The organism is Burkholderia sp. Ac-20365 (assembly GCF_017104715.1).
Classification (GTDB): domain Bacteria; phylum Pseudomonadota; class Gammaproteobacteria; order Burkholderiales; family Burkholderiaceae; genus Paraburkholderia.
The window spans coordinates 1-25,960 of sequence record NZ_JAAGPI010000022.1; the positions used below are offsets into that span (position 1 = coordinate 1).

The window sequence follows — 25,960 nt, forward strand, 5'->3', positions numbered from 1 at the left end:
TGAAAGTAGGTAATCGTCAGGCTCCTTACCCAGACAAGACCCCGCCCTCAAAAGCGGGGTCTTGGCGTTTCTACGGCCGGAAATTAACGGCCGTGCCTCGAACGTCGGGCTGGCTGCAATGGCCGGCGTATCCAATACCGTTTCCCGGTTTCTGGACCCGCATGCACTCCAGGCGGAGCGCCTCATCATCCGCCTCTTCCCGGCGTTAGGGCTTGCGCACGAGCCCACTGTTGCGGCTCCGGAACGTAGCTCCGCATCTCAATCGTCGATTGGCCGTCTGGCAACTCCGCTGAGCGTATGCAAAGAGCACCCTCACGCACACGAAGCCGGCCGATGCGAAGCGCCAATAGCGCGAGCGATCTGCATCCTGGTGCGACTCGCCACACTAGAGCTCAAATCAAAAAACCTTTCAATTCTGCTCTAAAAACCGCTGCGCCAACCGTACCCAATACGTGGCTCCTACGGGCAACAGTTCGTCATTGAAATCGTAGCTCGCGTTGTGCAGCATGCAGGGGCCCGCGCCGTGCCCCGACTCGCGGTGTCCCCCATCGCCGTTCCCAAGAAACGCGTAACAACCTGGCTTCGCCAGGAGCATGAACGAAAAGTCCTCGGCACCCATCGTTGGTTCGACGGCATCGTCGACGCGCTCTTCGCCCACCACTTCCTTCATTACAGCTGCGGCAAACTCCGCTTCTTTCTTGCTATTGATGGTCGGCGGGTAATTGCGATGGAAGGTCATTTCCACCGAGCACTCATAGGCTTCAGCCGTGCTCTCCACGATCTTGCGCATACGCGATTCGATCAAATCAAGCGTTTCCGTCGTAAACGTTCGGACAGTTCCCGCCAGCCACGCCTTATCCGGCACGACGTTAACCGCGTCGCCCGCGTGAATCTGCGTGATAGACAGCACGGCCGTATCGAGCGGCTTCTTGTTGCGCGTAATCACGCTTTGCAGCCCGTTCGCGATCTGTACTGCCGTAAATACGGGATCGCGCCCGTTGTGCGGCAGAGCCGCGTGCGAGCCGACACCTTTGATTTCAATGCGAAACTCATTGCTCGACGCCATGATCGGACCTTCGGTGACGCCGAAGTGACCTTCCGGCATGCCCGGCCAGTTGTGGATGCCAAACACGGCATCGACGGGAAAACGCGTGAAAAGACCGTCATCGATCATCGCCTGCGCGCCGGCGCCACCTTCCTCGGCGGGTTGAAAAATGAAGACAATCGTGCCCTCGAAATCGCCATGCATCGCGAGATGCCGCGCCGCGCCGAGCAGCATCGCGGTGTGTCCGTCATGTCCACAAGCATGCATTTTCCCTTCGTTTTTCGAACGATGATCGAAGCTATTCAGTTCCTGGATCGGGAGCGCGTCCATATCGGCGCGCAAACCAATCGACTTCGTTCCCGTGCCACGCTTGAGCACTCCGACCACGCCCGTTTTACCGATGCCCTCATGCACTTCGATGCCCCAACGGGCAAGTGTTTTGGCAACCAGTGAGGCCGTCTGCGTTTCTTCGTAACGCAATTCCGGATTGGCGTGGATTGTTCGTCGGAGCGTCTGAATTTCGCCGCGAGCAGCTTGGATTTCAGGGATGAGTTTCATGATGGATTGAGTGTCTGGCGGTGTGCGGTGTGATCCGGACAGTCGATTCCGGAGAAGATCAAAATCGATTCTACGCCCATCCCCATTTTTGACGGTCATGTGTCAGATCGGAGCGCCGGAACGTAATAAAATCAACACCTTCATCCGCGCAGTGATCCTTCGATACAAACATGAACGCTCCCGCTGAATTCCACCGTGCCGTCTGTCCGCATGACTGCCCCGATACCTGCGCGCTACGCGTGACGGTCGACAATGGCCGTGCGATCAAGGTCGTCGGCGAGCCGGATCATCCGCCGACGCAAGGCGTTCTATGCACGAAGGTTAGCCGCTATGCGGACCGCGTTCATCATCCGCGGCGGCTGACGCAGCCGATGCGGCGCGTCGGACGCAAGGGCGAAGGGCGGTTCGAGCCGATCAGCTGGGATGCGGCGCTGCGTCTTGCTGGCGATCGTCTTTCCGAGATCGCTGCCCGCGCGCCCGAAGCGATCGTGCCCTACAGCTACGCTGGAACGATGGGTTTCGTCCAGGGCGACAGCATCGCGCAACGGTTTTTCCACAAGCTCGGTGCGTCGCAATTGGACCGCACGATCTGTGCAGCGGCAGGCGCCGCGGGCCTCAAATACACGTACGGCGCAAGCCTTGGGATGCTCGTCGAGTTCTTCTCCGAGAGCGAGGTCATTCTGATCTGGGGCGCGAACCCGATCGCATCGAATCTGCACTTCTGGACCCGCGCGCAGGAAGCGAAGCGCAACGGCGCGCGCCTGATCGCGATCGACCCGTATCGCTCGCTCACTGCTGAAAAATGCCATCAGCACATTGCGCTGAAGCCGGGTACGGACGGCGCGCTGGCGCTCGGCATGATGCACGTGCTGATCGTCGAAGATATGCTCGATCACGCGTACATCGCCGACCACACCCTCGGTTTCGATCAACTGAAAGCGCGCGCGCTCGACTATCCGCCAGCGCGCGTCGCTGAAATCTGCGGGATCGACGAGCAGGTAATCGTGGATCTCGCGCGACTTTACGGCAGCACGAAAAAGTCAGCGATACGGTTGAACTACGGAATGCAGCGTGTGCGCGGCGGCGGCAACGCCACCCGGGCGATCGCGTGCCTGCCTTCGCTGACGGGCGCCTGGCGTGAACGCGCGGGCGGCGCCCTGCTGTCGTCGTCCGGATGGGCACCTGTCGATTCGCACGCCTTGTCGCGTCCCGATCTGATGCCGGGCTGGCCGTCGAAGCAGTCGCGCGTGGTCAATATGAATGAAATCGGCAACGCGCTGTGCCATCCGGGCGATGCTGCATTCGGACCGAAGATAGAAGCGATCGTCGTGTACAACTCGAACCCTGTCGCCGTGGCGCCCGATTCAGAGCGCGTCGCTGCCGGCTTTGCCCGCGAGGATCTGTTCACGATCGTGCTTGAGCACTTCCAGACCGACACCGCGGACTACGCCGATCTGCTGCTGCCTGCTACGACCCAACTCGAGCATCTCGATGTGCACAAGTCGTACGGTCACACACATGTGATGGTCAATCTGCCTGCGATCGCGCCCGTTGCCGATGCCCGCCCGAATACCGAAATCTTCCGTGGCATCGCACGCGCGATGAACCTCGACGAACCTGCGCTGTATGAAAGCGACGAAGCCGTCGCGTCATCGGCGTTTCGTTGGGACGATCCGCTGCTAAAGGGCTTTAGTTGGGAAACGCTCAAGCGCGACGGTTGGGCGAAGCTGATTGTCCCTGAAGCACCGTTCGCCAATGGCGGCTTTCGCACGCCATCGGGCAAATGCGAGTTTTACAGCGAGCGTCTGGCGCAGGCGGGCCTCGAGCCGGTGCCGGATTATTTGCCGCCGTACGAGTCGGCGGACGGATCGCCCGAGCTCGCAGCGCGTTATCCGCTGGCGATGATTTCTCCGCCGGCGCGCAACTTCCTCAATAGCACGTTCGTCAATGTCGAAAGCCTGCGCGCGACGGAAGGGGCGCCTCACCTCGATATCCATCCCGATGATGCACGCGAACGCGGCATCAACGACGGCGATCAGGTCCGCATCTTCAACGATCGTGGCTCGATGCAGGCGCAAGCCCGTGTCACCGACAAGGCTCGCAACGGTCTGGTCGTCGGCCTGTCGATCTGGTGGAAAAAGCTCGCGCCGGACGGCCGCAACGCCAATCAGGTCACGAGCCAGGCGTTGACCGATCTCGGCGGTTCCGCGACCTTCTACGACTGCCTCGTCGAGGTCGAGCGAGCCTGAGTCGCCCGGCATGCGCGCAGCGGACGTTCCCGCTGCGCTTTCGAGTGCATCGTCTAACTGGGGGCTTATCCCGAATGTCTACGCGTGAGCGCATGCTACGATGCGGTTTTTAGCACGACCATTCGAAAATCACGGAGGAGACGCCGTATGGAAAAAGTCTGGCTGAGGTCGTATCCGCCCGGCGTGCCAAAGGAAATCGATCCGACCCAGTACGAGTCGGTCACCGCGATGCTGGAGGAAAGCTTCCGCCAGTACCGCGCGAAACCCGCGTTCGCGTGCATGGGCAAGCAGATCACGTACGGCGAACTCGATAGCCTGTCGACGCGGCTTGCCGCCTGGTTCCAGTCGAAGGGCATCGCGCGCGGCGCACGCATCGCGATCATGATGCCCAACGTGCTGCAGTATCCCGTTGCGCTCGCGGCGATCCTGCGCGCGGGTTATGTCGTCGTGAACGTGAACCCGTTGTACACGCCGCGCGAACTCGAACATCAGCTCAAGGACAGCGGCGCGGAAGCGATCATCCTGCTCGAGAACTTCGCGGTGACGCTACAGGCGGTCGTGCGCAATACGTCGATCAAGCATGTGGTTGTCGCGTCGATGGGCGATCTGATGGGCGCGAAGGGCCTGCTCGTCAATTTCGTCGTGCGTCGCGTGAAAAAGATGGTGCCGGCGTGGGACTTGCCGGACCACGTTAGTTTCAACGACGCAATCTCCGAAGGTGCGCGAACGAAGTTCACACCGGTGAAGCAGAGTCCCGACGACGTCGCATTTCTACAGTACACGGGCGGCACAACGGGCGTCGCGAAGGGCGCGACGCTGCTGCATCGAAATCTGGTCGCGAACGTGCTGCAGTCGCATGTGTGGGTCGAGCCGGCGCGCAAGAAGCGCGCTGACATCGACCAGTTCGTGACGGTTGTCGCGCTGCCGCTTTATCACGTGTTCGCGTTGACGGTATGCGGACTGCTGACCATCCGCACAGGCGGCCTCGGTGTGCTGATTCCGAATCCGCGCGATATCGCAGGCATGATCAAGTCGCTGCACGGTTACAAGATCACGACATTTCCGGCCGTGAACACGCTGTACAACGCGATGCTCAATCATCCGGATTTCGCGAAGCTCGATTTCTCGAACCTGCTCGTTGCGAACGCGGGCGGCATGGCCGTGCAGGAAGCCGTTGCAAACCGGTGGTTCGAGCGCACGCGCGCGCCGATCGTCGAAGGCTATGGTCTGTCGGAGACTTCGCCGTGCGTCACCTGTAATCCGACTATCGTCACTGAATACAGCGGCACGATCGGTCTGCCCTTGCCATCGACGGAAATCTCGATCCGCGACGACGACGGTAACGAACTGCCGCCCGGTCAGGCCGGCGAGTTGTGTATTCGCGGTCCGCAGGTGATGGCCGGCTACTGGAACCGTCCGGACGAAACGGCGAAGGTGATGACGTCCGATGGCTTCTTCCGTTCGGGCGACATTGCGACCGTCAGCGCAGATGGCTTCGTGAAGATCGTGGACCGGAAAAAAGACATGATTCTCGTGTCGGGTTTCAACGTTTATCCGAACGAGATCGAGGACGTCGTCGCAAAGCATCCGGGCGTGTTCGAAGTGGCAGCCGTCGGCGTGCCGGACGAGCATTCGGGCGAAGCGGTGAAGCTGTACATCGTAAAGAAGGACGACGCGATCACCGACAAGGATATCTTCGCGTACTGCAAGGAACAGTTGACCGGCTACAAACGGCCGCGAATGGTCGAGTTCCGCAAGGAGTTGCCCAAGAGCAATGTCGGCAAGATCCTGCGTCGCGAATTGCGCGATGGTCGGGCGTGACGCGCCTGATCAAGCAAGGTTGTAGACGAGGAGACCAGTAGCGCAAAGACACGAGTCAGCGCATGAAATCAGAGACGGCCCAACGGTGCAAACCGTTGGGCCGTTCTTGTCTGCATCGACGCGAGCGATCAAACGATCAAAGACGCCGCATGCGCCAATAAAAAAGGGCGCCCTAAGGCGCCCTCGAGGGTAACTACGCTTTTACGACTTATTAGAACTTGTGACGGATACCGACGCGAGCCGTGAACTGGTTGTCGTTCGACGAAGCCGTCAGGCCGTTGATCGCAGCGACAGCCGGCTTGCCCGTCGAGTCCGTGCCCGAAGCGTGCTGGTACACACCGATGATGTACACGTCCGTGCGCTTCGACAGGAAGTAGTCGACGCCTGCCGAACCTTGGTGGTACTTGGCCGAGTCGTTGCCGTTCAGGCTGCTGCCGCGCGTGTAGTCATACGCTGCGCCAACCAGCAGGGCCGGCGTCAACTGATACTTGAAGTTGATTTCGCCGTTGTTGAACGTTGCCGTCTGGCCAGCGAACGCTGCCGATGCGAACGACGAGCCGATGTCGTAGAACTTGACGTTCGAGTACGTTGCACCGATCGTCGCTGCGCCGAACGTGTATGCGCCGCCTGCACCGATAACCTGGTACGTATGAGCCGAGCCGTAGCCGCTGTAGACCGGCGACGAGACGTTCGCCACTGCTGCGTTGACCGTGCCCGACGTGCTGTTGCCGAAGAACGAAACGTTCGGGTTACGAACGTTCAAGTAACCAGCGCCCAACACCAACGGACCGTTGTTGTAGCCAACACCAGCCGAGAAGATCTGGTTGCGCGAGTAGTCGCCAGCAACGCCGCCCAGGCTATACAGGCCGCCAAACGTCAGGCCAGCGTAGTTAGCGCTCGTGAACTTGATGGCGTTGTTAACGCGGTACGCGTTGTTGAAGTTGTCCAGGTCGCCCGGGTGAGCAGCGATGTAGCCGCCCCACTGGTCGCCTGCTTCGAGCGGACCGACGTAGTCGACCACGGAGTCGTACTGACGACCCAGCGTGACCGTACCAAACTGGCTGCTCAGGCCGACGTAAGCTTGACGGCCGAACATCAGGCCGCCTTGACCCAGCTTGCCGCTGTTCACGTCAAAGCCGTTTTCCAGCACGAAGACAGCCTTCAGGCCACCGCCGAGGTCTTCCGTACCGCGCAGGCCGAAACGGCTACCTTGCAGCACGCCGCTCGACAGGTTGTACAGATGGCTGCCGCCGGAGTTGGTGTTGATGTTAAAACCTTCATCAATAATGCCGTACAGCGTCACGCTGCTCTGAGCATGAGCGACGCCAGCAAACGCGCCCAGTGCTGCAAGAGCGAGAAGCGACTTTTTCATCGAAAGATCTCCAAGGAATTGCGAATTATTTTCAAGCAAGGCAAGTAGTTATCTGCGTTGCGGCCTTGCGTAACTTCTTCAAGAAGTTGCCGTGTAATGTAACAGCGACAACTAAGCGCACAAAGAAAAAGCAGGGCGGGAATCGGACCGCTGTTTCGTTTACGCAACATGATCTAAAATCCAGAATTGGCCGTCGGAATCGCGCCGGGATTTTTCTTCCCGTCGGTCGCGAAGCCTTGCTGGGCAAGGGTTTGCGAGAATCGATCCGGACGCCGCGTTGTGGAGACCGGGATGCTGCTTGATGAATTGATTAATGAGTTCGATCGGGGTTTACGCTCAATGACCGGGGTGTCGCGCATGTCGCGTCCGCTTCCTGTTCCGCCCGAATCGACGGAACCTGTCGAACTGACGGACGAAGAGCGCGCGCACGCGGCGGGATTGATGCGCGTGAATCACGTCGGCGAGGTGTGCGCGCAGGCGCTCTATCAGGCGCAAAAACTGGCGACGCGCTCACCCACGCTCAAGCAGGCTTTCGAGCACGCCGCGCGCGAAGAAGAAGATCACCTCGCATGGACGTACAAGCGCCTCGAAGCGCTCGATTCGCGTCCCAGTCTGCTCAATCCACTCTGGTATGCTGGCGCCCTCGCGATCGGTTTCGCGGCGGGTCGGCTCGGCGATCGCGTGAGCCTCGGCTTCATGGCAGAGACGGAACGCCAGGTGGAACTACATCTAGGCGGCCATCTGACCACCTTGCCCGAAGGCGATCACGAATCGCGTGCAATCGTCGAGCAGATGCGTATCGATGAAGCCGCGCATGGAAAGGCCGCGACGGATGCCGGCGGCGTCGAACTGCCGTTTCCGGCGCGCGCGCTGATGCGGGCTGCGTCGAAGATCATGACCCGCACCGCGTACCACGTTTAATCTGATTCAAATGCAAAGTGGGTGACGCCCCGCGCGTCGCCCCTGAAAATCGCTCCAAACCTTCCGTTCTCCCGCGCTTTTCACCCTCCCTGATCGCTTTCATTCCAGGCTCTTCCCTCGCACTTTTCACGTATCACATTCACAAGTTTCGTTAGTTCATTCATTTATAACGATTTTCCGTTTTTAGGCGTCACCTGAGCAGACGCCGCTAAGTCCTTGTTCTAGCAAACAAAATTCGTCAAAAATCCGCGTCTCTCCCTTGACCGGTGTTGGGGGTTACTCTAAAGTGGGAGACAGTGTGAGAAAGTGTATTTTTGTGTGATCCAACGCGCTTTCTCCGGTAAATTTCCAGAATCGGGCGACATCTTTCAGCGCCCTGACAAAAGGGGAGTGAAGTGTTCCAAGGGGCGTCAGCGCTGACACTCGATGCGAAGGGGCGGATGTCCGTCCCGTCTCGCTATCGGGATGCGCTGCAAGGACAGGCAGAAGGCCGAGTGACCATCACGCGTCACCCGGACGGCTGCCTGTTGCTATTTCCGCGTCCCGAATGGGAAGTCTTCCGCGCCAAGATCGTCGCGCTGCCAATGGAAGCCAAATGGTTTCAACGCATTTTTCTCGGCAGTGCTGCGGACGTCGATCTGGACACGGCCGGTCGCGTGCTGATCGCGCCGGAATTGCGTCAGGCCGCCAAGCTGGAAAAAGAAGTGATGTTGCTGGGCATGGGAAGCCGGTTCGAGATCTGGGACAAGGACACCTACGACGCGCAGGAACAGGCGGCGATGTCGCAGGGCATGCCCGACTCTCTGAAGAACTTCACTTTCTGATCGCAGGTAATACATATGGCGCCTGCGATGGGTAACGGATTGCAGCATCGCACGGTGCTGCTCGATGAAGCGGTGAATGCGCTCGTCACGCGCGCGGACGGTATCTATATAGATGGCACGTTCGGGCGCGGCGGACATAGCCGCGCGGTATTGGCCAGGCTGGGTGAATCGGCGCGTCTGATTGCGTTCGACAAAGACCCGCTCGCCATCGCCACCGCGCAGCAAGTCGCCGATCCGCGCTTCGAGATCGTGCATGAAAGTTTCGCATCACTGCGCGACGCGATGAGCGAGCGCGGGGTAGGGCGTGTGTCGGGTGTGCTGCTGGATCTGGGCGTGTCGTCGCCGCAGTTCGACGATCCGGAGCGGGGTTTCAGTTTCCGCGCCGACGGCCCGCTCGACATGCGGATGGACCCGACGCGCGGAGAGTCCGCTGCGGACTGGCTGGCGCGGGCGACGGTGCAGGAAATGACGGAGGTGATACGGGATTATGGGGAAGAACGGTTTGCTTTTCAGATTGCAAAGGCGCTTGCTGCTCGCCGGGCAGAGTCCGACCGTCTTGGGCCTCTCGTCAGCACGGGCGAGCTTGCCCAAATCGTGGCTAACGTCGTCAAAACCCGTGAGAAGGGTAAGGACCCGGCAACCCGCACCTTTCAAGCTATACGGATTCACATCAATCAAGAGCTTGCGGAGCTGCAAGTCGTACTAGAAGCAGCATTGTCGTTGCTGGAGCAAGGGGGGCGGCTGGTCGTGATCAGCTTTCATTCGCTCGAAGACCGGATCGTCAAGCGGTTCATGCAGACGCACTCGAGTGCGCCTGCCGTCGACCGCCGCCTGCCGATCCGCGCCGTCGACCTTCCCAGCCCACCGCTCAAACTGATTGGCCGCGTTTTCGCAAGCGACACTGAAGTCGCCGAGAACCCGCGCGCCCGTTCCGCCGTGATGCGCGTCGCGGAGCGGATCGCGCCATGAACCGCCTCAATATCTTCCTGCTGATTGTCGTGATGGGTTGCGCACTTTCCGTCGTCAACGCGACCAATCAACAGCGCCAGTTCTTTATCCAGTTGCAGCGCGCCCAGTCACAGGAGCGCCAGCTGCAGCAGGACTATTCGCAGCTTCAATATCAGCAGAGCGCGTTGTCGAAGACTTCGCGCATCGAGCAGATCGCCACCGACTCCTTGAAGATGCAAGGCGCGACCACGGGACGCACGCAATATCTGACGCTCGACGCCGGTGCTGCCAAGGCTGAAGACGCGCCGATCCCGACTTCGGCGCCGACCCCGGCGTCGGCCGCAAAAGCGCGTGGAGTGTCGCGATGAAGAAATCGTCGAACAAGAACAAGAGCGTTGCGTTCTCGGCGAATCCGATTCTGTCGGTGCGTCTGCCGATGTGGCGCTCGAAGCTCGTCGTGTTTCTGCTCTTCATGGCGTTCGTCGCGCTGACTGCACGTGCGTTCTGGATCCAGGGTCCGGGCAACGCGTTCTATCAGAAGCAGGGCGAAAGCCGCTATCAGCGCCGGCTGGAATTGCCCGCCACGCGCGGCAAGATTCTCGACCGTAACGGCCTCGTGCTCGCCACGAGTCTGCCCGTGCGCGCAATCTGGGCAATTCCCGAATCCGTGCCCGACGATCTCGGCGCGGACAAGCTCGCCGATCTCGCCAAGCTGCTCGACATGACGCAGCCGGAATTGCGCAAGAAGCTGTCGGAAGACAAGACGTTCGTTTATGTGAAGCGCCAGGTACCCGTCGACGTCGCCGCGAAAGTGGAAGCGCTCGGCATTCCCGGTGTCTATCAGCGTAACGAGTACAAGCGCTTTTATCCGGAAGGCGAAATCACGGCTCACCTGATCGGCTTTACGAACGTCGAGGACGAAGGCCAGGAGGGCGTCGAACTCGGCGACCAGAAGCTGCTCGCGGGCATGTCGGGAAGCCGCCGCGTGATCAAGGATCGTCTCGGCCACATCATCGAAGACGTGGACGAGCAGGTCGTGCCGCACAACGGTCAGGACGTCGATCTGTCGATCGACAGCAAGATCCAGTACATCGCGTACACGAACCTCAAAGCGGCCGTGCAGAAGTTCAAGGCCAAAGCGGGCGCCGCGATGGTGATCGACGTGCAGACGGGCGAAGTGCTCGCGCTCGTCAATTATCCGACCTACAACCCGAACGACCGTACTCACCTGACGGGCGAACAGCTGCGCAACCGTATCCTGACCGACACGTTCGAGCCGGGCTCGATCATGAAGCCGTTCACGGTGTCGCTCGCGCTCGATCTGCACCGCGTCACGCCGACTACACTGGTTGATACGGGCGGCGGCCGCTTCGTGCTGGACGGCGCGCCCATCACCGACGACTCGGGCTTCGGCGTGCTGACCGTCGGTGGCGTGATCCAGAAGTCGAGCAACATCGGCGCGACCAAGATCGCGATGCAGCTTCGGCCGGAAGAGATGTGGAACATGTACACCAGCATCGGTCTCGGCCAGGCGCCGAAGGTCGGTTTCCCGGGGGCGGCGGCGGGTCGTCTGCGTCCGTGGAAGAGCTGGCGCCGCATCGAGCAGGCGACGATGTCGTACGGCTACGGCCTGTCGGTGTCGCTGTTCCAGTTGGGCCGCGCCTACACGGCGATCGCGCACGACGGCCAGATCATGCCCGTGTCGATTTTCCGCACGTCGAAGGACCAGCCGGTGACGGGCACGCAGGTGTTCGCACCGACCACTGCGCGTGAAGTCCGCGCGATGCTCGAAACCGTCGTGTCGCCGGGCGGCACATCGCCGGATGCGGCGGTGCCGGGTTATCGCGTCGGCGGCAAGTCGGGTACCGCGTACAAGCACGTGGGCCGCGGTTACGACCACAGCAAATACCGCGCTTCGTTCGTCGGCATGGCGCCGATGCCGAATCCGCGCATCGTGGTGGCCGTGTCCGTCGACGAACCGACGGCGGGTAGCCACTTCGGCGGTCAGGTGTCGGGCCCGGTGTTCTCATCGATCGTCGGCGATACGCTGCGCTCGCTGAACGTGCCGCCCGATCAACCCGTCAAGCAGATGGTTGTGTCGGACGAAGTAAATCCGGCCGCGGCCGCAGCGGCATCGCAGCCGGCTGTGAGCGGCGCCAAGAAACTTCCGACGCATACCGCGCCGAAAAAGCTGCAGATTTCAGACAACACGAAGAACCGCCCCGGAGTAGTTAGATGAGTGCGCTGCGTTCTTCTCACCCGGCGCAACAGCAGATTGCTGACGCGCTTGCTTGGCTGCGCGCCCACGCGCAGCCAGGTGCACATTTGCACGCCGACACGCGCAAGATCGCGGCCGGCGACGTATTTCTCGCGTACGCGGTCGACGGCGCGGACAACCGCGCGTTCATCGCGAACGCAATCGAGCGCGGCGCGGTTGCCGTGCTCGTGCAATCGGACGGTTATACGGGCGATATCGACGCCTCGACGACGTACGCCGTGCCGCACCTGAATGAACTGGCAGGCACGATCGCGAGCGCGTGGTACGGCGATCCGAGCGACGCAATGCGCGTGATCGGCGTGACGGGCACGAATGGCAAGACGTCGTGCACGAACTGGATTTCGGCTGCGCTGACGGCGCTGGGCCAACCGTGCGCGATCATCGGCACGCTCGGCAGCGGCATGCCGGGCCACCTCGTGCATACCGGTTTTACGACACCAGACGCGCCGCAACTGCAACGCAGCCTCGCGCAATTGCGCGCAGCGGGCGCGAAAGCGGTCGCGATGGAAGTGTCGTCACATGCGCTGCATCAAGGTCGCGTGAATGGCACGGCGTTCAGCGTCAGCGTGTTCACCAATCTCACGCAAGATCATCTCGACTATCACGGCACGTTCGAAGCGTACGAAGCAGCGAAGGCGCGCCTGTTCGCGTGGCCGGAACTGAAGGCCGCCGTCATCAATGCCGATGACGAAGCGGGTCGTCGCATGATCGCGAGCACGAAGGGCCACGCGAAGACGATTGCGTACTCGCTTCAATCGCACGCCGATGTGCGGGCCGATGCGTCGATCGTTGCGTCGAATGTGCGCGCGACCACAACCGGCACCGCATTTCATATCGCATCGGATTGGGGTAACACCGACATCGAGGTCAACACGCTCGGTCTGTTCAATGTGAGCAATCTGCTCGGCGTGCTCGGCGCGCTGCTTGCGTCGGACGTGCCGTTCGATGCAGCCGTCGCGCAACTGACGAAGCTCGAATCGGTGAATGGGCGCATGGAGCGTCTCGGCGGCCGCTTGCAGAACGACGAACCGCTCGTCGTCATCGACTACGCGCACACGCCGGACGCACTGGAGCAAACGCTGAAGGCTCTGCGTCCGATCGCGAATGCACGCGGCGGCAAGCTCATCTGCATGTTCGGCTGCGGCGGCGACCGCGATGCGACCAAGCGTCCGCTGATGGGCGCAATCGCGGAGCGTCATGCCGACGGCGTCGTCGTGACGAGCGACAACCCGCGCAGCGAAGACCCGCAAAAGATCATCGATCAGATCGCCGCCGGCATGCAGGACGCGTCGAAGGCACGCCGCATTGACGACCGCGCGAGCGCGATCCTGCAAGCGGTGCGTTGTGCTGCGCGCGAAGACGTCGTCGTGCTGGCAGGCAAGGGTCACGAATCGACGCAGGAAATCATGGGCAAGAAGCGCGCGTTCTCGGATCAGGATCACGCACGGCTCGCGCTCGCGGCCCGCGCAACGCACGCACGCGGAGGTAGCGAATCATGATGTTCACGCTGCGTGAAGCCGCCGCGGTGATTCCGGGCGCAACGGTGACGGGCGACGATTCGATTGGCTTCGAGCGCGTCTCGACGGACAGCCGTTCATGCGGTCCCGGCGATCTGTTCGTCGCGCTGAAGGGCGACCGTTTCGACGCACACGATTTTCTCGGTGACGTTGCCGCGCGCAATGTGAGCGCCGTGCTCGCGTCGCGCACGCCGGACAACTTCAACGTGCCAGCGTTGCGCGTTACGGGCGATACGCGCGTGGCGTTGGGCGCGCTCGCGAACGGCTGGCGTCGTCGCTTCGACATGCCGCTCGTCGCAGTCACGGGCAGCAACGGCAAGACGACCGTTAAAGAAATGATCTCGTCGATCTTCGCTGCGGCTGTTGGCGAATCGGCGCGTCTTGCAACGGCAGGCAATTTCAACAACGACGTCGGCTTGCCGCTGACGCTCTTCCGTTTGAGCGAAGCGCATCAGCTCGCTGTCGTCGAACTCGGCATGAATCATCCGGGCGAAACGGAACTGCTCGGCAAGATCGCCGCGCCGACGGTCGCTGTGGTGAACAACGCGCAGCGCGAGCATCAGGAATTCATGGCGACGGTCGAAGCCGTCGCGCTGGAGCATGCCAGCGTGATTCACGCGCTTGCGTCCGACGGCATCGCCGTGTTCCCCGCAAACGATACGTACGCCGGCATCTGGCGCGTCGCCGCGACGGGCAACCGCATCATCGATTTCGCGCTGAATACCGACGAACGCGCGACGGAAGCTGCTGTCCAAGGCACGCTCGATGGCAATCAGTTGAGCATCGACACGCCCGAAGGTCACGTCGACATCACGCTGCAAGTGCTCGGCGCGCACAACGCGCACAACGCACTTGCCGCGACGGCGGCAGCGCTCGCTTCGGGCGTGTCGCTTGATGCGATCAAGCGCGGTCTCGAAGCATTCGGCGCAGTGAAAGGCCGCCTGCAGGTGAAGCGCGCGGTGCTCGGAACGATGGCCGGCGCAACGGTGATCGACGACACGTATAACGCGAACCCTGATTCGATGCTCGCTGCCATCGACGTGCTCGCTGCACGTCCCTCGCCGCGCGTGCTGGTGATGGGCGACATGGGCGAAGTCGGCGACAACGGCCCCGCGTTTCATCGCGAAGTCGGCGCGTATGCGAAAGAGCGCGGCATCGACGCGCTGTACGCAATGGGCGACGCATCGCGTGACGCCTGCGCCGCGTACGGCGGCGAAGCACACCACTGCGACGACGTGAATGCACTCGTCGCGCAATTGCAGCAGGCCGCGTACGGCTCTGCTGCAACGTATCTCGTGAAAGGCTCGCGCTTCATGAAAATGGAGCGCGTGGTGGACGCCGTAACGAGTCCACAACCCGCTGCATCGGGCGCGACGCCCGGCGCACACTGAAAGAGAAGGACAGAAGCATGCTACTGGCGCTGGCGCAATGGCTGCAGAACGACGTAGGCTTTTTGCGCGTGTTCAGTTATCTGACGTTTCGTGCTGTCGCGGCGACGATTACCGCGCTGCTGATCGGTCTCGTCTGCGGCCCGTGGGTGATCCGCAAGCTGACGCAGATGAAGGTCGGGCAGGCCGTGCGCAAGGACGGTCCGCAAACGCACCTTGTGAAATCGGGTACGCCGACGATGGGCGGCGTGCTGATTCTGATCGGTATCGCTGTTTCCACGCTGCTGTGGGCGGACCTGACCAATCGTTTCATCTGGATCGTGATGCTCGTCACGTTCGGCTTCGGCGTGATCGGCTGGGTCGATGATTACCGCAAGGTCGTCTACAAGGATCCGCGTGGCATGTCATCGCGCGAAAAGTATTTCTGGCAGTCGTTGATTGGTCTGTTTGCAGCTGTGTATCTCGCGTTCAGCGTGTCCGAAGCGAGCAATGTGCGCGTGTTCGACCTGTTCATGGCGTGGGTGCGCAGCGGCCTTTCGATGGGCCTGCCTGCACGTGCCGACCTGCTGCTGCCGTTCCTCAAGTCGATGACCTATCCGCTCGGCGTGTGGGGCTTCATCGCGCTGACGTATCTGGTGATCGTCGGTTCGAGCAACGCGGTGAATCTCACGGATGGTCTCGACGGTCTCGTGATCATGCCCGTGGTGCTGGTCGGCTCGTCGCTCGGTGTGTTCGCGTACGTGATGGGTAGCGCAGTCTATTCGAAATACCTGCTGTTCCCGCATATCGCGGGCGCGGGCGAAATGCTGATTTTCTGCTCGGCGATGGGTGGGGCAGGGCTTGCTTTCCTTTGGTTCAACACGCATCCGGCGCAAGTGTTCATGGGCGACGTCGGCGCGCTGGCACTCGGCGGCGCGCTCGGCACGATTGCCGTGATCGTGCGTCAGGAAATCGTGCTGTTCATCATGGGCGGGATTTTCGTCGCTGAAACGGTTTCGGTGATGTTGCAGGTCACGTGGTTCAAGTTCACGAAGGCACGTTTCGGTGAAGGCCGCCGCATCTTCAAGATGGCGCCGTTGCATCACCACTTCGAACTGTCGGGCTGGAAGGAAACGCAGGTTGTCGTGCGTTTCTGGATCATCACGCTGATGTTGTGCCTGTTCGGTCTGTCCACGCTCAAGTTGCGTTAAGCCGTATTCAAAGCCGCACCAGAAGTCACACTTAGAGCTGTAAAAGCAAGGGGAAGCAGTCGATGTTTGGCGAGAAGTTTCGGGATCGGCAAAAGCCGATGGTGCTCGTGCTGGGGCTCGGTGAATCGGGCCTCGCGATGGCGCGCTGGTGCGCGCGGCATGGTTGCCGCCTGCGTATCGCCGACACGCGCGAAGTGCCGCCGAACCTGTCGGCGCTCGAAGCGCATGGCATCGACGGCGACTTCGTTGGCGGACCGTTCTCCGAGGTGCTGCTCGAAGGCGTCGAACTGGTGGCGATCAGCCCGGGCCTTTCGCCGCTCGCAGCGGATCTCGTGCCGTTGATCGCCGCCGCGCGCGAACGCGATATCCCCGTGTGGGGCGAACTCGAATTCTTCGCGCAGGCATTGCGCACGCTCGGCGAAAGCGGCTACGCGCCGAAGGTGATCGCGATCACGGGCACGAACGGCAAGACGACTACGACGAGCCTGACGGGTTTGCTGTGCGAACGCGCGGGCAAGAAGGTCGCGGTCGCGGGCAACATCAGCCCCGCCGCGCTCGACAAGCTCACGGAAGCCATCGACAACACCGCATTGCCCGACGTGTGGGTGCTCGAACTGTCGAGCTTCCAGCTGGAAACCGCGCACACGTTCGAGCCGGATGCTGCCGTGATCCTGAACATCACGCAGGATCACCTCGACTGGCACGGCGGCCTCGATGCATACGCGGCCGCGAAGGGCAAGATTTTCGGCAAGAACACGGTGCGCGTGCTGAATCGCGACGATGCGCGTGTGATGATGCTCAAGCCTTCAGAGCAGAGCGGCGCGCAACTGGTGACGTTCGGTGTCGGTGAGCCGACGCGCGATGGCGACCTCGGTCTGCTGCGCGATAACGGCATGGTCTGGCTTGTCGACGCGCACGACCGCGACGCGAGCGACGAACCCGTGCCGACGCGTCGTCGCAAAACAGAATCCACGACGCCGCCGGACATCGGCCTCAAGCGCCTGATGCCCGCCGACGCTTTGCGCATCCGTGGCTTGCACAACGCGACGAACGCGCTCGCTGCATTCGCACTTGCGCGCGCCATTGGCTTGCCGGGCGCGCCGCTGCTGCACGGCCTGCGCGAATATCGCGGCGAACCGCATCGCGTTGAATTGATCGCGTCGATCGATGGTGTCGATTATGTCGACGACAGCAAGGGCACGAATGTCGGCGCAACGGTTGCGGCGCTCGACGGCCTCGCGCAACGCGTCGTGCTGATTGCGGGCGGCGATGGCAAGGGCCAGGAATTCGATCCGCTCGCGGAGCCGGTGATGCGTTGGTGCCGCGCCGTGATGCTGATCGGCCGCGACGCGCCGCAGATTCGCGCCGCACTCGCACACACAGGCATCGCGATGACCGATCACGCGACGCTCGAAGAAGCCACGCGCGCAGCCAGCGCCGTCGCGCAACCGGGCGATGCCGTGTTGCTGTCACCTGCGTGTGCCAGCTTCGACATGTTCAAGGGTTACGCGCATCGTGCTGCCGTGTTCAAGAGCGCGGTCGAAGACATCGCTGCCGAACGGGGGACGATGATATGAGCTGGACGGAACGCTTCGGGTCACAACTCGGCAAACAGCGCGGCTCCGCGGGCGGTGCTGCGACGGCTGAGCGCACGCCGCGTTCGGGCGGACTGTCGAGCGCCGTCAACGGCGTGCGTCCGCTGCGCTCGCGCATGCTCGACTACGATCACTCGCTGCTGTGGGTCGTCGTCGCGCTGCTGGGTCTTGGCGTCGTGATGGTGTATTCGGCGTCGATCGCGATGCCGGATTCGCCGAAGTACGCGTCGTATCGCGACTACGCGTTTCTCGTGCGCCAGGTCATCTTTGTCGTGATGGGATCGGTGGCGGGCGTGATCGCGTTCCGCATCCCCATTTCGACGTGGGACAAGTACGCGCCGAAGCTGTTCTTGATCGCGCTCGTCGCGCTCGTGATCGTGCTGATTCCGCACGTCGGCAAGGGCGTGAACGGTGCGCGCCGCTGGATTCCGCTCGGCATCACGAACATGCAGCCGTCGGAAATCATGAAGCTCGCCGTGACGATCTATGCGGCGAACTACACGGTGCGCAAGCAGGAATACATGCACAGCTTCGCCAAGGGCTTTCTGCCGATGGGCTTCGCCGTTGGCGTGGTCGGCATGCTGCTGCTGCTTGAGCCTGATATGGGCGCATTCATGGTGATCGCCGCGATCGCGATGGGCGTGCTGTTCCTCGGCGGCGTGAACGGGAAGATTTTCGGTGGATTGGTGGCGACGGCCGTCGGTACATTTACGTTGCTCGTGTGGGCGTCGCCGTGGCGCCGCGAGCGGATCTTCGCGTACCTCGATCCGTGGGACGATCGTTATGCACAGGGCAAGGCTTATCAATTGACGCACTCGCTGATCGCGTTCGGCCGCGGCGAATGGTTTGGTGTCGGCCTGGGTGGCAGCGTCGAGAAGCTCAACTATCTGCCCGAAGCGCACACAGACTTCATCCTCGCCGTGATCGGCGAAGAACTCGGGTTTGTCGGCGTGCTCGTCGTGATCCTGATGTTCTACTGGATCGTGCGCCGCTCGTTCGAGATCGGCCGTCAGGCGCTCGCGCTCGACCGCACGTTTGCGGGTCTGGTGGCGAAGGGCGTCGGCATCTGGTTCGGCGCGCAGACCTTCATCAACATGGGCGTGAACCTCGGCCTGCTGCCGACCAAAGGTCTCACGTTGCCGCTCGTCAGTTACGGCGGCTCGGGCATTTTGCTGAACTGCGTCGCTGTGGCGGTGCTGATGCGGGTCGATTACGAAAACCGTGTCCTCATGCGCGGGGGCAAGGTATGACGATGCAACAACGCACGCTGATGGTGATGGCAGGCGGGACCGGCGGACACGTGTTCCCGGGCCTCGCTGTTGCGCACCTGATGCAGGCGTGGGGCTGGCGCGTCGTGTGGCTCGGCAATCCGGCCGGCATGGAAGCGACGCTCGTCCCGAAACACGGCATTCCGATGGAGTACGTGCAGTTCGGCGGGCTGCGCGGCAAGGGCATGAAGACCAAGCTGATGCTGCCCGTGAATCTGCTGCGCGCGTGCATGCAGAGCCTGTCGGTGCTGCGTCGGGTGAAGCCCGATGTGGTGCTCGGCATGGGCGGCTACATCACGTTCCCGGCGGGCGTGATGACGGCATTGAGCGGCACGCCGCTCGTGCTGCACGAACAGAATTCGATCGCGGGTCTCGCGAACAAGGTGCTCGCGAAGCTTGCCAAGCGTGTGCTCGTCGCGTTTCCGAACGCGCTTGCGCACGCTGAATGGACGGGCAATCCGATTCGTGAGGAACTTGCGCGCACGCCAGCACCCAAAGCACGCTACGCGGCGCGTAGTGGTCCGCTGAATGTGCTGGTCGTGGGCGGCAGTCTCGGCGCGTCTGCATTGAACGAAGTGGTGCCGCGCGCACTGGCGAAGCTCGCGCCGCAGGAGCGGCCGCGCATCGTGCATCAGGCGGGCGCGAAACATATCGACGCATTGCGCGCGAACTATGAAGCAGCCGGTATCGCGGCGAACGACGACGTGCAACTCGTGCCGTTCATCGACGACATGACGAGCGCCTATGCGAACGCGGATCTGGTGATCTGCCGTTCGGGCGCGATGACGGTCGCCGAGATCGCGGCGGTGGGCGTGGCGGCATTCTTCGTGCCGTTCCCGTACGCCGTCGACGATCACCAGACAACCAACGCAGCGTTTCTCGCCGACAACGGCGCAGCGCTGCTCGTACAACAGCGCGATCTGTCGGCGGAAACGCTCGCCGACTGGTTGCGCAGCCAGACGCGGGCGACGCTCGCGGAGATGGCGGAGCGTTCGCGCTCGCTCGCGAAACCCGATGCCGCCGAGCAGGTCGCGCAGATCTGCGCCGCAGTGGCCGGCGTGACACCGAGCCTGAGCCCGGAAGGAAAGCAGCAATGAAACACATCGTCAAACACATTCACTTTGTCGGGATCGGCGGCGCGGGCATGAGCGGCATCGCCGAAGTGCTCGTCAATCTCGGCTATCAGGTGAGCGGTTCGGATCTGTCGCGCAATGCCGTGACGGAGCGTCTTGCAGCGCTCGGCGCGCGTATTGCGATCGGTCACGACGCGGAGAATATCGAAGGCGCGAATGCTGTCGTCGTATCGACGGCTGTGCGCAGCGACAACCCCGAAGTGCTCGCAGCACGTCATCGCCGTATTCCGATCGTGCCGCGCGCCGTGATGCTTGCGGAACTGATGCGCCTGAAGCAGGGCATCGCGATTGCCGGCACGCACGGCAAGACGACCACGACGTCGCTGGTCGCGAGCGTGCTCGCGGCGGGCGGTCTCGATCCGACCTTCGTGATCGGCGGCCGCCTGATCAGCGCGGGCGCGAATGCGCGTCTCGGCACGGGCGATTTCATCGTCGCCGAAGCGGACGAATCGGACGCGTCATTTCTGAACCTGTTCCCGGTGATCGAAGTCATCACGAACATCGACGCCGATCACATGGATACCTACGGCCACGATTTCGCGCGGCTCAAGCAGGCGTTCATTGAATTTACGCATCGTCTGCCGTTCTATGGGATTGCGGTGCTGTGCGTCGACGATCCGAACGTGAAGGAGATCCTGCCGTTCGTGTCGAAGCCGATCATCCGTTACGGTCTCGCGCCTGATGCGCAAGTGCGCGCAGTCAACGTCGAAGCCCGCGAAGGCAAGATGCATTTCACGGCAATGCGCGAAGACGCAGCGCCGATCGACATCGTTTTGAACCTGCCTGGTTTGCACAATGTGCAGAACGCGCTGGCCGCAATTGCAATTGCGACTGAACTTGAGGTGAAAGATGCCGATATCCAGCGAGCACTCGCGGATTTCAACGGCGTCGGCCGACGCTTCCAGCGCTACGGCGAAGTGAGCGTGGCAAGCGGCGGCGCCTACACGCTCGTCGACGACTACGGTCATCACCCGGTCGAAATGGCAGCGACGGTCGCGGCGGCGCGCGGTGCATTCCCCGACAAGCGTCTCGTGCTCGCATTCCAGCCGCACCGTTTCACGCGCACGCGCGATTGCTTCGAAGATTTCGTGAAGGTGCTGTCGACGGTCGATGCGCTCGTGCTGACGGAAGTCTACTCAGCAGGCGAAGCGCCCATCGTCGCAGCGGATGGCCGTGCGCTCACCCGTGCGATTCGCGTGGCGGGCAAGGTCGAGCCGGTTTTTGTCGAAACAGTGGATGAAGTGCCGGACGCGCTCAGTTCGATCGTGCGCGACGGCGATGTGGTGATCACGATGGGCGCAGGTTCGATCGGCAGCGTGCCGGGTCGGCTTGCAGGAAACGAAGGTGTGAAATGAGCGGTATCGATCCTAAATCTTTCGGCAAGGTAGCAGTGCTGCTCGGTGGCGTGTCCGCCGAGCGCGAAGTGTCGTTGAACTCCGGCCGTCTCGTGCTGCAAGGTCTGCGCGATGCGGGCGTCGACGCGCATCCGTTCGATCCGTCCGAGCGTCCGCTCGCGGCATTGAAGGACGAAGGCTTTGTGCGCGCGTTCAACGCGTTGCACGGCGGCTACGGCGAAAACGGCCAGATTCAGGGCGCGCTCGATTTCTACGGTATCCGTTACACGGGCAGCGGCGTGCTCGGCTCGGCGCTCGGTCTCGACAAGTTCCGCACGAAGCTCGTGTGGCAACAGCTCGGCGTGCCGACGCCGCCGTTCGAAGCCGTGCTGCGCGGCGACGACTACACCGCGCGCGCGAAAGACATCGTCGCGAAGCTCGGCTTGCCGCTCTTCGTGAAGCCGGCGAGCGAAGGTTCGAGCGTTGCCGTCATCAAGGTGAAGACCGCTGACGCACTCGTGCCCGCGCTCGAAGAAGCGGTGAAGTTCGACAAGATCGTCGTGGTGGAGAAGAGCATCGAAGGTGGTGGCGAGTACACGGCGTGCATCGCTGGCGATCTCGATCTGCCCATCATTCGCATCGTGCCCGCCGGCGAGTTCTACGACTATCACGCGAAGTACATCGCCAACGACACGCAGTACCTGATTCCGTGCGGCATCGCGGCTGACGAAGAAGCGCGTCTGAAGAAGATCGCGCGTCAGGCGTTCGACGTGCTCGGCTGCACCGACTGGGGCCGCGCCGATTTCATGCTCGACGGCGAAGGCAACCCGTATTTCCTGGAAGTGAACACGGCACCCGGCATGACGGATCACTCGCTGCCGCCGAAGGCTGCGCGCGCTGTCGGCATCAGCTATCAGGAGCTGGTGGTGAAGGTGCTGGCACTGACGCTGAAGGATTAAGGAACTCGCCCGGACATGTGGAACAACGTTCGCCAGCTCAATCTCGCCGCCAACGCGTTGCACGCGTTGTTGCTGCTCGTGCTGCTGGCGGCAGGCGGTTACTGGCTGATCCAGCGCCCGAACTTTGCGCTGCGCGAGATCCGCATCGACGGCGACACGGAACACATCAACTCGCCGACAGTGCGCGCGGGCGTGGTCGGCAAGTTGAAGGGCAACTTCTTCACCGTCGATCTCGACACGGCGCGTACCGCGTTCGAGCAGATGCCGTGGGTGCGTCACGCGAGCGTGCGCCGCGTGTGGCCGAATGCGCTGGCAATTACGCTCGAAGAATACAAGCCGCTTGGCACATGGGGCACCGATCAACTCGTGAGCACTGACGGAGAAGTGTTCACCGCGAACCAGGGCGAGCTCGAAGAAGAGCTGCCCGCGTTCGATGGCCCGGAAGGGTCGGCGAAAGAAGTCGTCGCGCGTTATCAGGACTTCAGGAAGTGGTTCGCGCCGGTTGGCGCGACGCCGGATGAAGTGACGCTGTCACCGCGCTTTGCGTGGACGGTGAAGCTGTCGAACGGCATGCAGGTCGAACTGGGACGCGAGCGCAATCAGGACACGCTCGCCGACCGTTGCAAGCGGCTGACCGCGGCATGGGGCGCGGTGACGCAACGTTGGGGGAAGGACATCGAATATGCGGACTTGCGCTATCCGAACGGTTTCGCCATTCGTGCGGCAGGCATGCGCTTCATTACGGAACCCGACAAGGGTAAGAAGTAACAGGACATCACACGCAATGAGCACGCTATGAGTAAAGACTATAAAGATCTGCTGGTAGCCCTCGACATCGGCACGGCGAAAGTGGTCGCGATCGTCGCCGAGTTGAAGGGCGAAGGTCATTACGAGGTGATCGGACTCGGCCAGAGCGAATCGAAGGGGCTCAAGAAAGGCGTCGTGGTGAACATCGAGGCCACGGTGCAGTCCATTCAACGCGCGCTCGAAGAAGCCGAGCTGATGGCCGACTGCAAAATCACGAACGTGTTCACCGGGATCGCGGGCAGCCATATCCGCAGCTTCAATTCGAGCGGGATGGTCGCGATCAAGGAAAAGGAAGTCACGCAGACGGACGTTGCGCGCGTGATCGAAACGGCCAAGGCGATCAACATTCCGACCGATCAGCAGGTGCTGCACATCCTGACGCAGGAATTCATCATCGACGGCCAGGAAGATGTGCGCGAGCCGATCGGCATGAGCGGCATCCGTCTGGAAGTGAAGGTGCACATCGTGACGGGCGCGGTCAGCGCGGCGCAGAACATCGTCAAGTGCGTGCGCCGCTGCGGCCTCGAAGTGAACGATCTGATCCTGCAGCCGCTGGCGTCGTCGCTCGCAGTGCTGACGGAAGACGAGAAAGAACTGGGCGTGGTGCTGGTCGATATCGGCGGCGGCACGACGGATATCGCGATCTTCAGCGAAGGCGCAATCCGTCATACAGCGGTGATTCCTATTGCTGGCGACCAGATCACGAGCGATATCGCGATGGCTTTGCGCACGCCGACGCCGGATGCCGAAGACATCAAGGTCAGCTACGGCATCGCGAAGCAGGCGCTCGCCGATCCGGACGAGATGATCGAAGTGCCGGGTCTGGGCGAGCGCGGTCCGCGCACGCTGTCGCGCCAGGCGCTCGCGGCCGTGGTCGAGCCGCGCGTCGAAGAACTGTTTTCGCTCGTGCAGCAGGTCGTGCGCGAGTCGGGTTACGAAGAACTGCTGAGCTCGGGCGTCGTGCTGACAGGCGGCGCGTCGATGATGCCGGGCATGGTCGAGCTGGGTGAAGACATTTTCCTGAAGCCGGTGCGCATTGGCGTGCCGGAATACGCAGGCGGTCTCGCAGACGTGGTGCGCAATCCGCGTTATTCGACGGCGATGGGTCTGCTCGTCGAAGGCCGCTCGCAGCGCATGCGCGGTCGCAAGGTCGCGGTGCAGTCGGGATCGATGGGTCAGGTGTTCACGAGGATGAAGGACTGGTTCCTCGGCAATTTCTAAGAAGAATTCGAAGTAAAAGGAAATTCGCGCTGGTGCCGGCGGCTGGCGCGCGACAGGAGGTTGCCCGATCTCCTGCCGAATAACGGCCGAGGAAGTGGTTCTTTTTTTCTTGACGGAGGCAACATGGAATTCCAGATGCTGGAAACGGAAACCAACGGCACCATCATCAAGGTGGTGGGCGTCGGTGGTGCGGGCGGCAATGCAGTTACGCACATGATCAATCGCGGCGTGCAAGGCGTCGACTTCATCGTGATGAACACGGACGCACAGGCGCTGTCGCGCTCGCGCGCGCCGAACGTCATCCAGTTGGGCAATACGGGGCTGGGCGCTGGCGCGAAGCCGGAAATGGGCCGCTCGGCAGCAGAAGAAGCACGTGAGCGCATCGCGGACGCACTGCGTGGCGCGCACATGGTGTTCATCACGGCAGGCATGGGCGGCGGCACGGGCACGGGCGCAGCACCCGTGGTCGCGCAGATCGCCAAGGAAATGGGCATTCTGACGGTGGGTGTCGTCAGCAAGCCGTTCGAGTTCGAAGGCGGCAAGCGCATGCGCGTCGCTGAAGCAGGTTCGCAGCAGCTGGAGGATCACGTCGACTCGCTGATCGTCGTTCTGAACGACAAGCTGTTCGACGTGATGGGCGATGACGCCGAAATGGACAAGTGCTTCCAGTGCGCTGACGATGTGCTCAACAACGCAGTTGCCGGTATCGCTGAAATCATCAACGTCGACGGTCTGGTGAACGTCGACTTCGAAGACGTGAAGACGGTGATGGGCGAGCAGGGCAAGGCAATGATGGGCACGGCGACGGTGGCCGGCGTCGATCGCGCGCGTCTCGCGGCAGAGCAGGCTGTGGCCAGCCCGCTGCTGGAAGGCGTCGATCTGTCGGGCGCGCGTGGCGTGCTGGTCAACATCACGTCGAGCCGTTCGCTGCGTTTGTCCGAAACGCGCGAAGTCATGAACACGATCAAGAGCTATGCTGCTGATGACGCGACCGTGATTTTCGGCGCGGTGTACGACGACGCGATGGGCGATGCGCTGCGCGTGACGGTGGTGGCAACGGGTCTGGGCCGTGCTGCGAAGAAGCAGCAATCGGCACCGATGACGCTGCTGCGCACGGGCACGGACAACCAGCCGATCGGCGCGATGCAACATGCGTACGCACCGCAACACGCAACGACGGCGGACTACGGTTCGCTCGACACGCCGGCAGTGTGGCGTACGTCGCGTGATACGGCTGCTTCGCACGTGCAGGCGCTGCAGGAAAAGGGCGTCGATACGTACGACATCCCGGCCTTCCTGCGCAAGCAGGCAGACTGAGGCTCACGCAGGAGCGGGCTTTCTGCGGCGTAATCTTTTCTGTTGGATTACGCGCGGCAGAACTGCACGAGCGTGGCGGGTGGAATGGCGAACAGGCCGCGTTGGGTTGCGCGCGCGGCATGGACAGGTGCCCTCTTCGTGAAGACGAAGCGGTTTGGGCCACTGTCGCCAGATGAAATCTCCACTGCGGCACGAGACCGTGCGAGCGATGCTCC

At 62.0% G+C, this 25,960-nt stretch carries 20 protein-coding genes; 18 read left to right on the forward strand and 2 right to left on the reverse strand.

Features of this window, described 5'->3' with window-relative positions; genetic code table 11:
* Positions 1-409: 409 nt before the first annotated feature.
* On the reverse strand, positions 410-1,603 hold the full coding sequence (locus G3O01_RS28640) for a M20 aminoacylase family protein (protein ID WP_205810101.1): 1,194 nt from the start codon (positions 1,601-1,603) through the stop codon (positions 410-412).
* Positions 1,604-1,773: 170 nt separating this feature from the next.
* Here G3O01_RS28640 and G3O01_RS28645 point away from each other — a divergent pair, with 170 nt between their 5' ends.
* The gene (locus G3O01_RS28645; protein WP_205809969.1) at positions 1,774-3,852 is read left to right on the forward strand and encodes a molybdopterin oxidoreductase family protein; all 2,079 of its coding nucleotides are present in this window, start codon (positions 1,774-1,776) and stop codon (positions 3,850-3,852) included.
* A 147-nt stretch (positions 3,853-3,999) separates the two neighbouring features.
* Positions 4,000-5,673, forward strand: a complete 1,674-nt coding sequence (locus G3O01_RS28650) for a long-chain fatty acid--CoA ligase (protein ID WP_205809970.1) — start codon at positions 4,000-4,002, stop codon at positions 5,671-5,673.
* A gap of 211 nt (positions 5,674-5,884) precedes the next feature.
* Here G3O01_RS28650 and G3O01_RS28655 read toward each other — a convergent pair whose 3' ends face one another.
* Positions 5,885-7,045, reverse strand: coding sequence for a porin (locus G3O01_RS28655; protein ID WP_205809971.1), 1,161 nt, complete (start codon positions 7,043-7,045; stop codon positions 5,885-5,887).
* A 291-nt stretch (positions 7,046-7,336) separates the two neighbouring features.
* On the opposite strand from G3O01_RS28655, the gene coq7 reads away from it, so the two are divergent.
* From coq7 to ftsZ, 16 genes are all read left to right on the forward strand, one after another.
* Entirely contained in the window at positions 7,337-7,966 is a 630-nt protein-coding gene (gene coq7 / locus G3O01_RS28660) for a 2-polyprenyl-3-methyl-6-methoxy-1,4-benzoquinone monooxygenase (RefSeq protein ID WP_205809972.1), read from the forward strand.
* 395 nt (positions 7,967-8,361) lie between these two features.
* Positions 8,362-8,790 carry a division/cell wall cluster transcriptional repressor MraZ gene (gene mraZ / locus G3O01_RS28665; protein WP_205809973.1) on the forward strand — a complete coding sequence of 143 codons (429 nt, stop codon included), beginning with the start codon at positions 8,362-8,364 and terminating at the stop codon, positions 8,788-8,790.
* A gap of 15 nt (positions 8,791-8,805) precedes the next feature.
* Positions 8,806-9,759, forward strand: coding sequence for a 16S rRNA (cytosine(1402)-N(4))-methyltransferase RsmH (gene rsmH, locus G3O01_RS28670; RefSeq protein WP_205809974.1), 954 nt, complete (start codon positions 8,806-8,808; stop codon positions 9,757-9,759).
* On the forward strand, positions 9,756-10,106 hold the full coding sequence (gene ftsL / locus G3O01_RS28675; RefSeq protein WP_205809975.1) for a cell division protein FtsL: 351 nt from the start codon (positions 9,756-9,758) through the stop codon (positions 10,104-10,106). Before rsmH ends, ftsL begins: the two co-directional genes overlap by 4 nt.
* Positions 10,103-11,977, forward strand: a complete 1,875-nt coding sequence (locus G3O01_RS28680) for a penicillin-binding protein 2 (RefSeq protein WP_205809976.1) — start codon at positions 10,103-10,105, stop codon at positions 11,975-11,977. The genes ftsL and G3O01_RS28680 overlap by 4 nt, the downstream gene beginning before the upstream one ends.
* Positions 11,974-13,515, forward strand: coding sequence for a UDP-N-acetylmuramoyl-L-alanyl-D-glutamate--2,6-diaminopimelate ligase (locus G3O01_RS28685; RefSeq protein WP_205809977.1), 1,542 nt, complete (start codon positions 11,974-11,976; stop codon positions 13,513-13,515). The genes G3O01_RS28680 and G3O01_RS28685 overlap by 4 nt, the downstream gene beginning before the upstream one ends.
* Positions 13,512-14,924 (forward strand): UDP-N-acetylmuramoyl-tripeptide--D-alanyl-D-alanine ligase, encoded by a 1,413-nt coding sequence (gene murF / locus G3O01_RS28690; protein ID WP_205809978.1) that lies wholly within the window; start codon positions 13,512-13,514, stop codon positions 14,922-14,924. The genes G3O01_RS28685 and murF overlap by 4 nt, the downstream gene beginning before the upstream one ends.
* Before the next feature lie 17 nt (positions 14,925-14,941).
* On the forward strand, positions 14,942-16,111 hold the full coding sequence (mraY, locus tag G3O01_RS28695; RefSeq protein WP_012402047.1) for a phospho-N-acetylmuramoyl-pentapeptide-transferase: 1,170 nt from the start codon (positions 14,942-14,944) through the stop codon (positions 16,109-16,111).
* 62 nt (positions 16,112-16,173) lie between these two features.
* The gene (gene murD, locus G3O01_RS28700) at positions 16,174-17,688 is read left to right on the forward strand and encodes a UDP-N-acetylmuramoyl-L-alanine--D-glutamate ligase (RefSeq protein WP_205809979.1); all 1,515 of its coding nucleotides are present in this window, start codon (positions 16,174-16,176) and stop codon (positions 17,686-17,688) included.
* Complete coding sequence (gene ftsW, locus G3O01_RS28705; RefSeq protein WP_205809980.1) at positions 17,685-18,956, forward strand: putative lipid II flippase FtsW; 1,272 nt, start codon at positions 17,685-17,687, stop codon at positions 18,954-18,956. The genes murD and ftsW overlap by 4 nt, the downstream gene beginning before the upstream one ends.
* Positions 18,953-20,071, forward strand: coding sequence for an undecaprenyldiphospho-muramoylpentapeptide beta-N-acetylglucosaminyltransferase (gene murG, locus G3O01_RS28710; RefSeq protein ID WP_205809981.1), 1,119 nt, complete (start codon positions 18,953-18,955; stop codon positions 20,069-20,071). The genes ftsW and murG overlap by 4 nt, the downstream gene beginning before the upstream one ends.
* Positions 20,068-21,462, forward strand: coding sequence for a UDP-N-acetylmuramate--L-alanine ligase (murC, locus tag G3O01_RS28715; protein WP_205809982.1), 1,395 nt, complete (start codon positions 20,068-20,070; stop codon positions 21,460-21,462). The genes murG and murC overlap by 4 nt, the downstream gene beginning before the upstream one ends.
* Positions 21,459-22,400 (forward strand): D-alanine--D-alanine ligase, encoded by a 942-nt coding sequence (locus tag G3O01_RS28720; protein WP_205809983.1) that lies wholly within the window; start codon positions 21,459-21,461, stop codon positions 22,398-22,400. The genes murC and G3O01_RS28720 overlap by 4 nt, the downstream gene beginning before the upstream one ends.
* Before the next feature lie 15 nt (positions 22,401-22,415).
* On the forward strand, positions 22,416-23,168 hold the full coding sequence (locus tag G3O01_RS28725) for a cell division protein FtsQ/DivIB (RefSeq protein WP_205809984.1): 753 nt from the start codon (positions 22,416-22,418) through the stop codon (positions 23,166-23,168).
* Positions 23,169-23,195: 27 nt separating this feature from the next.
* Positions 23,196-24,428, forward strand: a complete 1,233-nt coding sequence (ftsA, locus tag G3O01_RS28730; protein ID WP_028371745.1) for a cell division protein FtsA — start codon at positions 23,196-23,198, stop codon at positions 24,426-24,428.
* A 123-nt stretch (positions 24,429-24,551) separates the two neighbouring features.
* Positions 24,552-25,745, forward strand: a complete 1,194-nt coding sequence (ftsZ, locus tag G3O01_RS28735) for a cell division protein FtsZ (protein WP_205809985.1) — start codon at positions 24,552-24,554, stop codon at positions 25,743-25,745.
* The last annotated feature ends 215 nt before the right edge of the window (positions 25,746-25,960 follow it).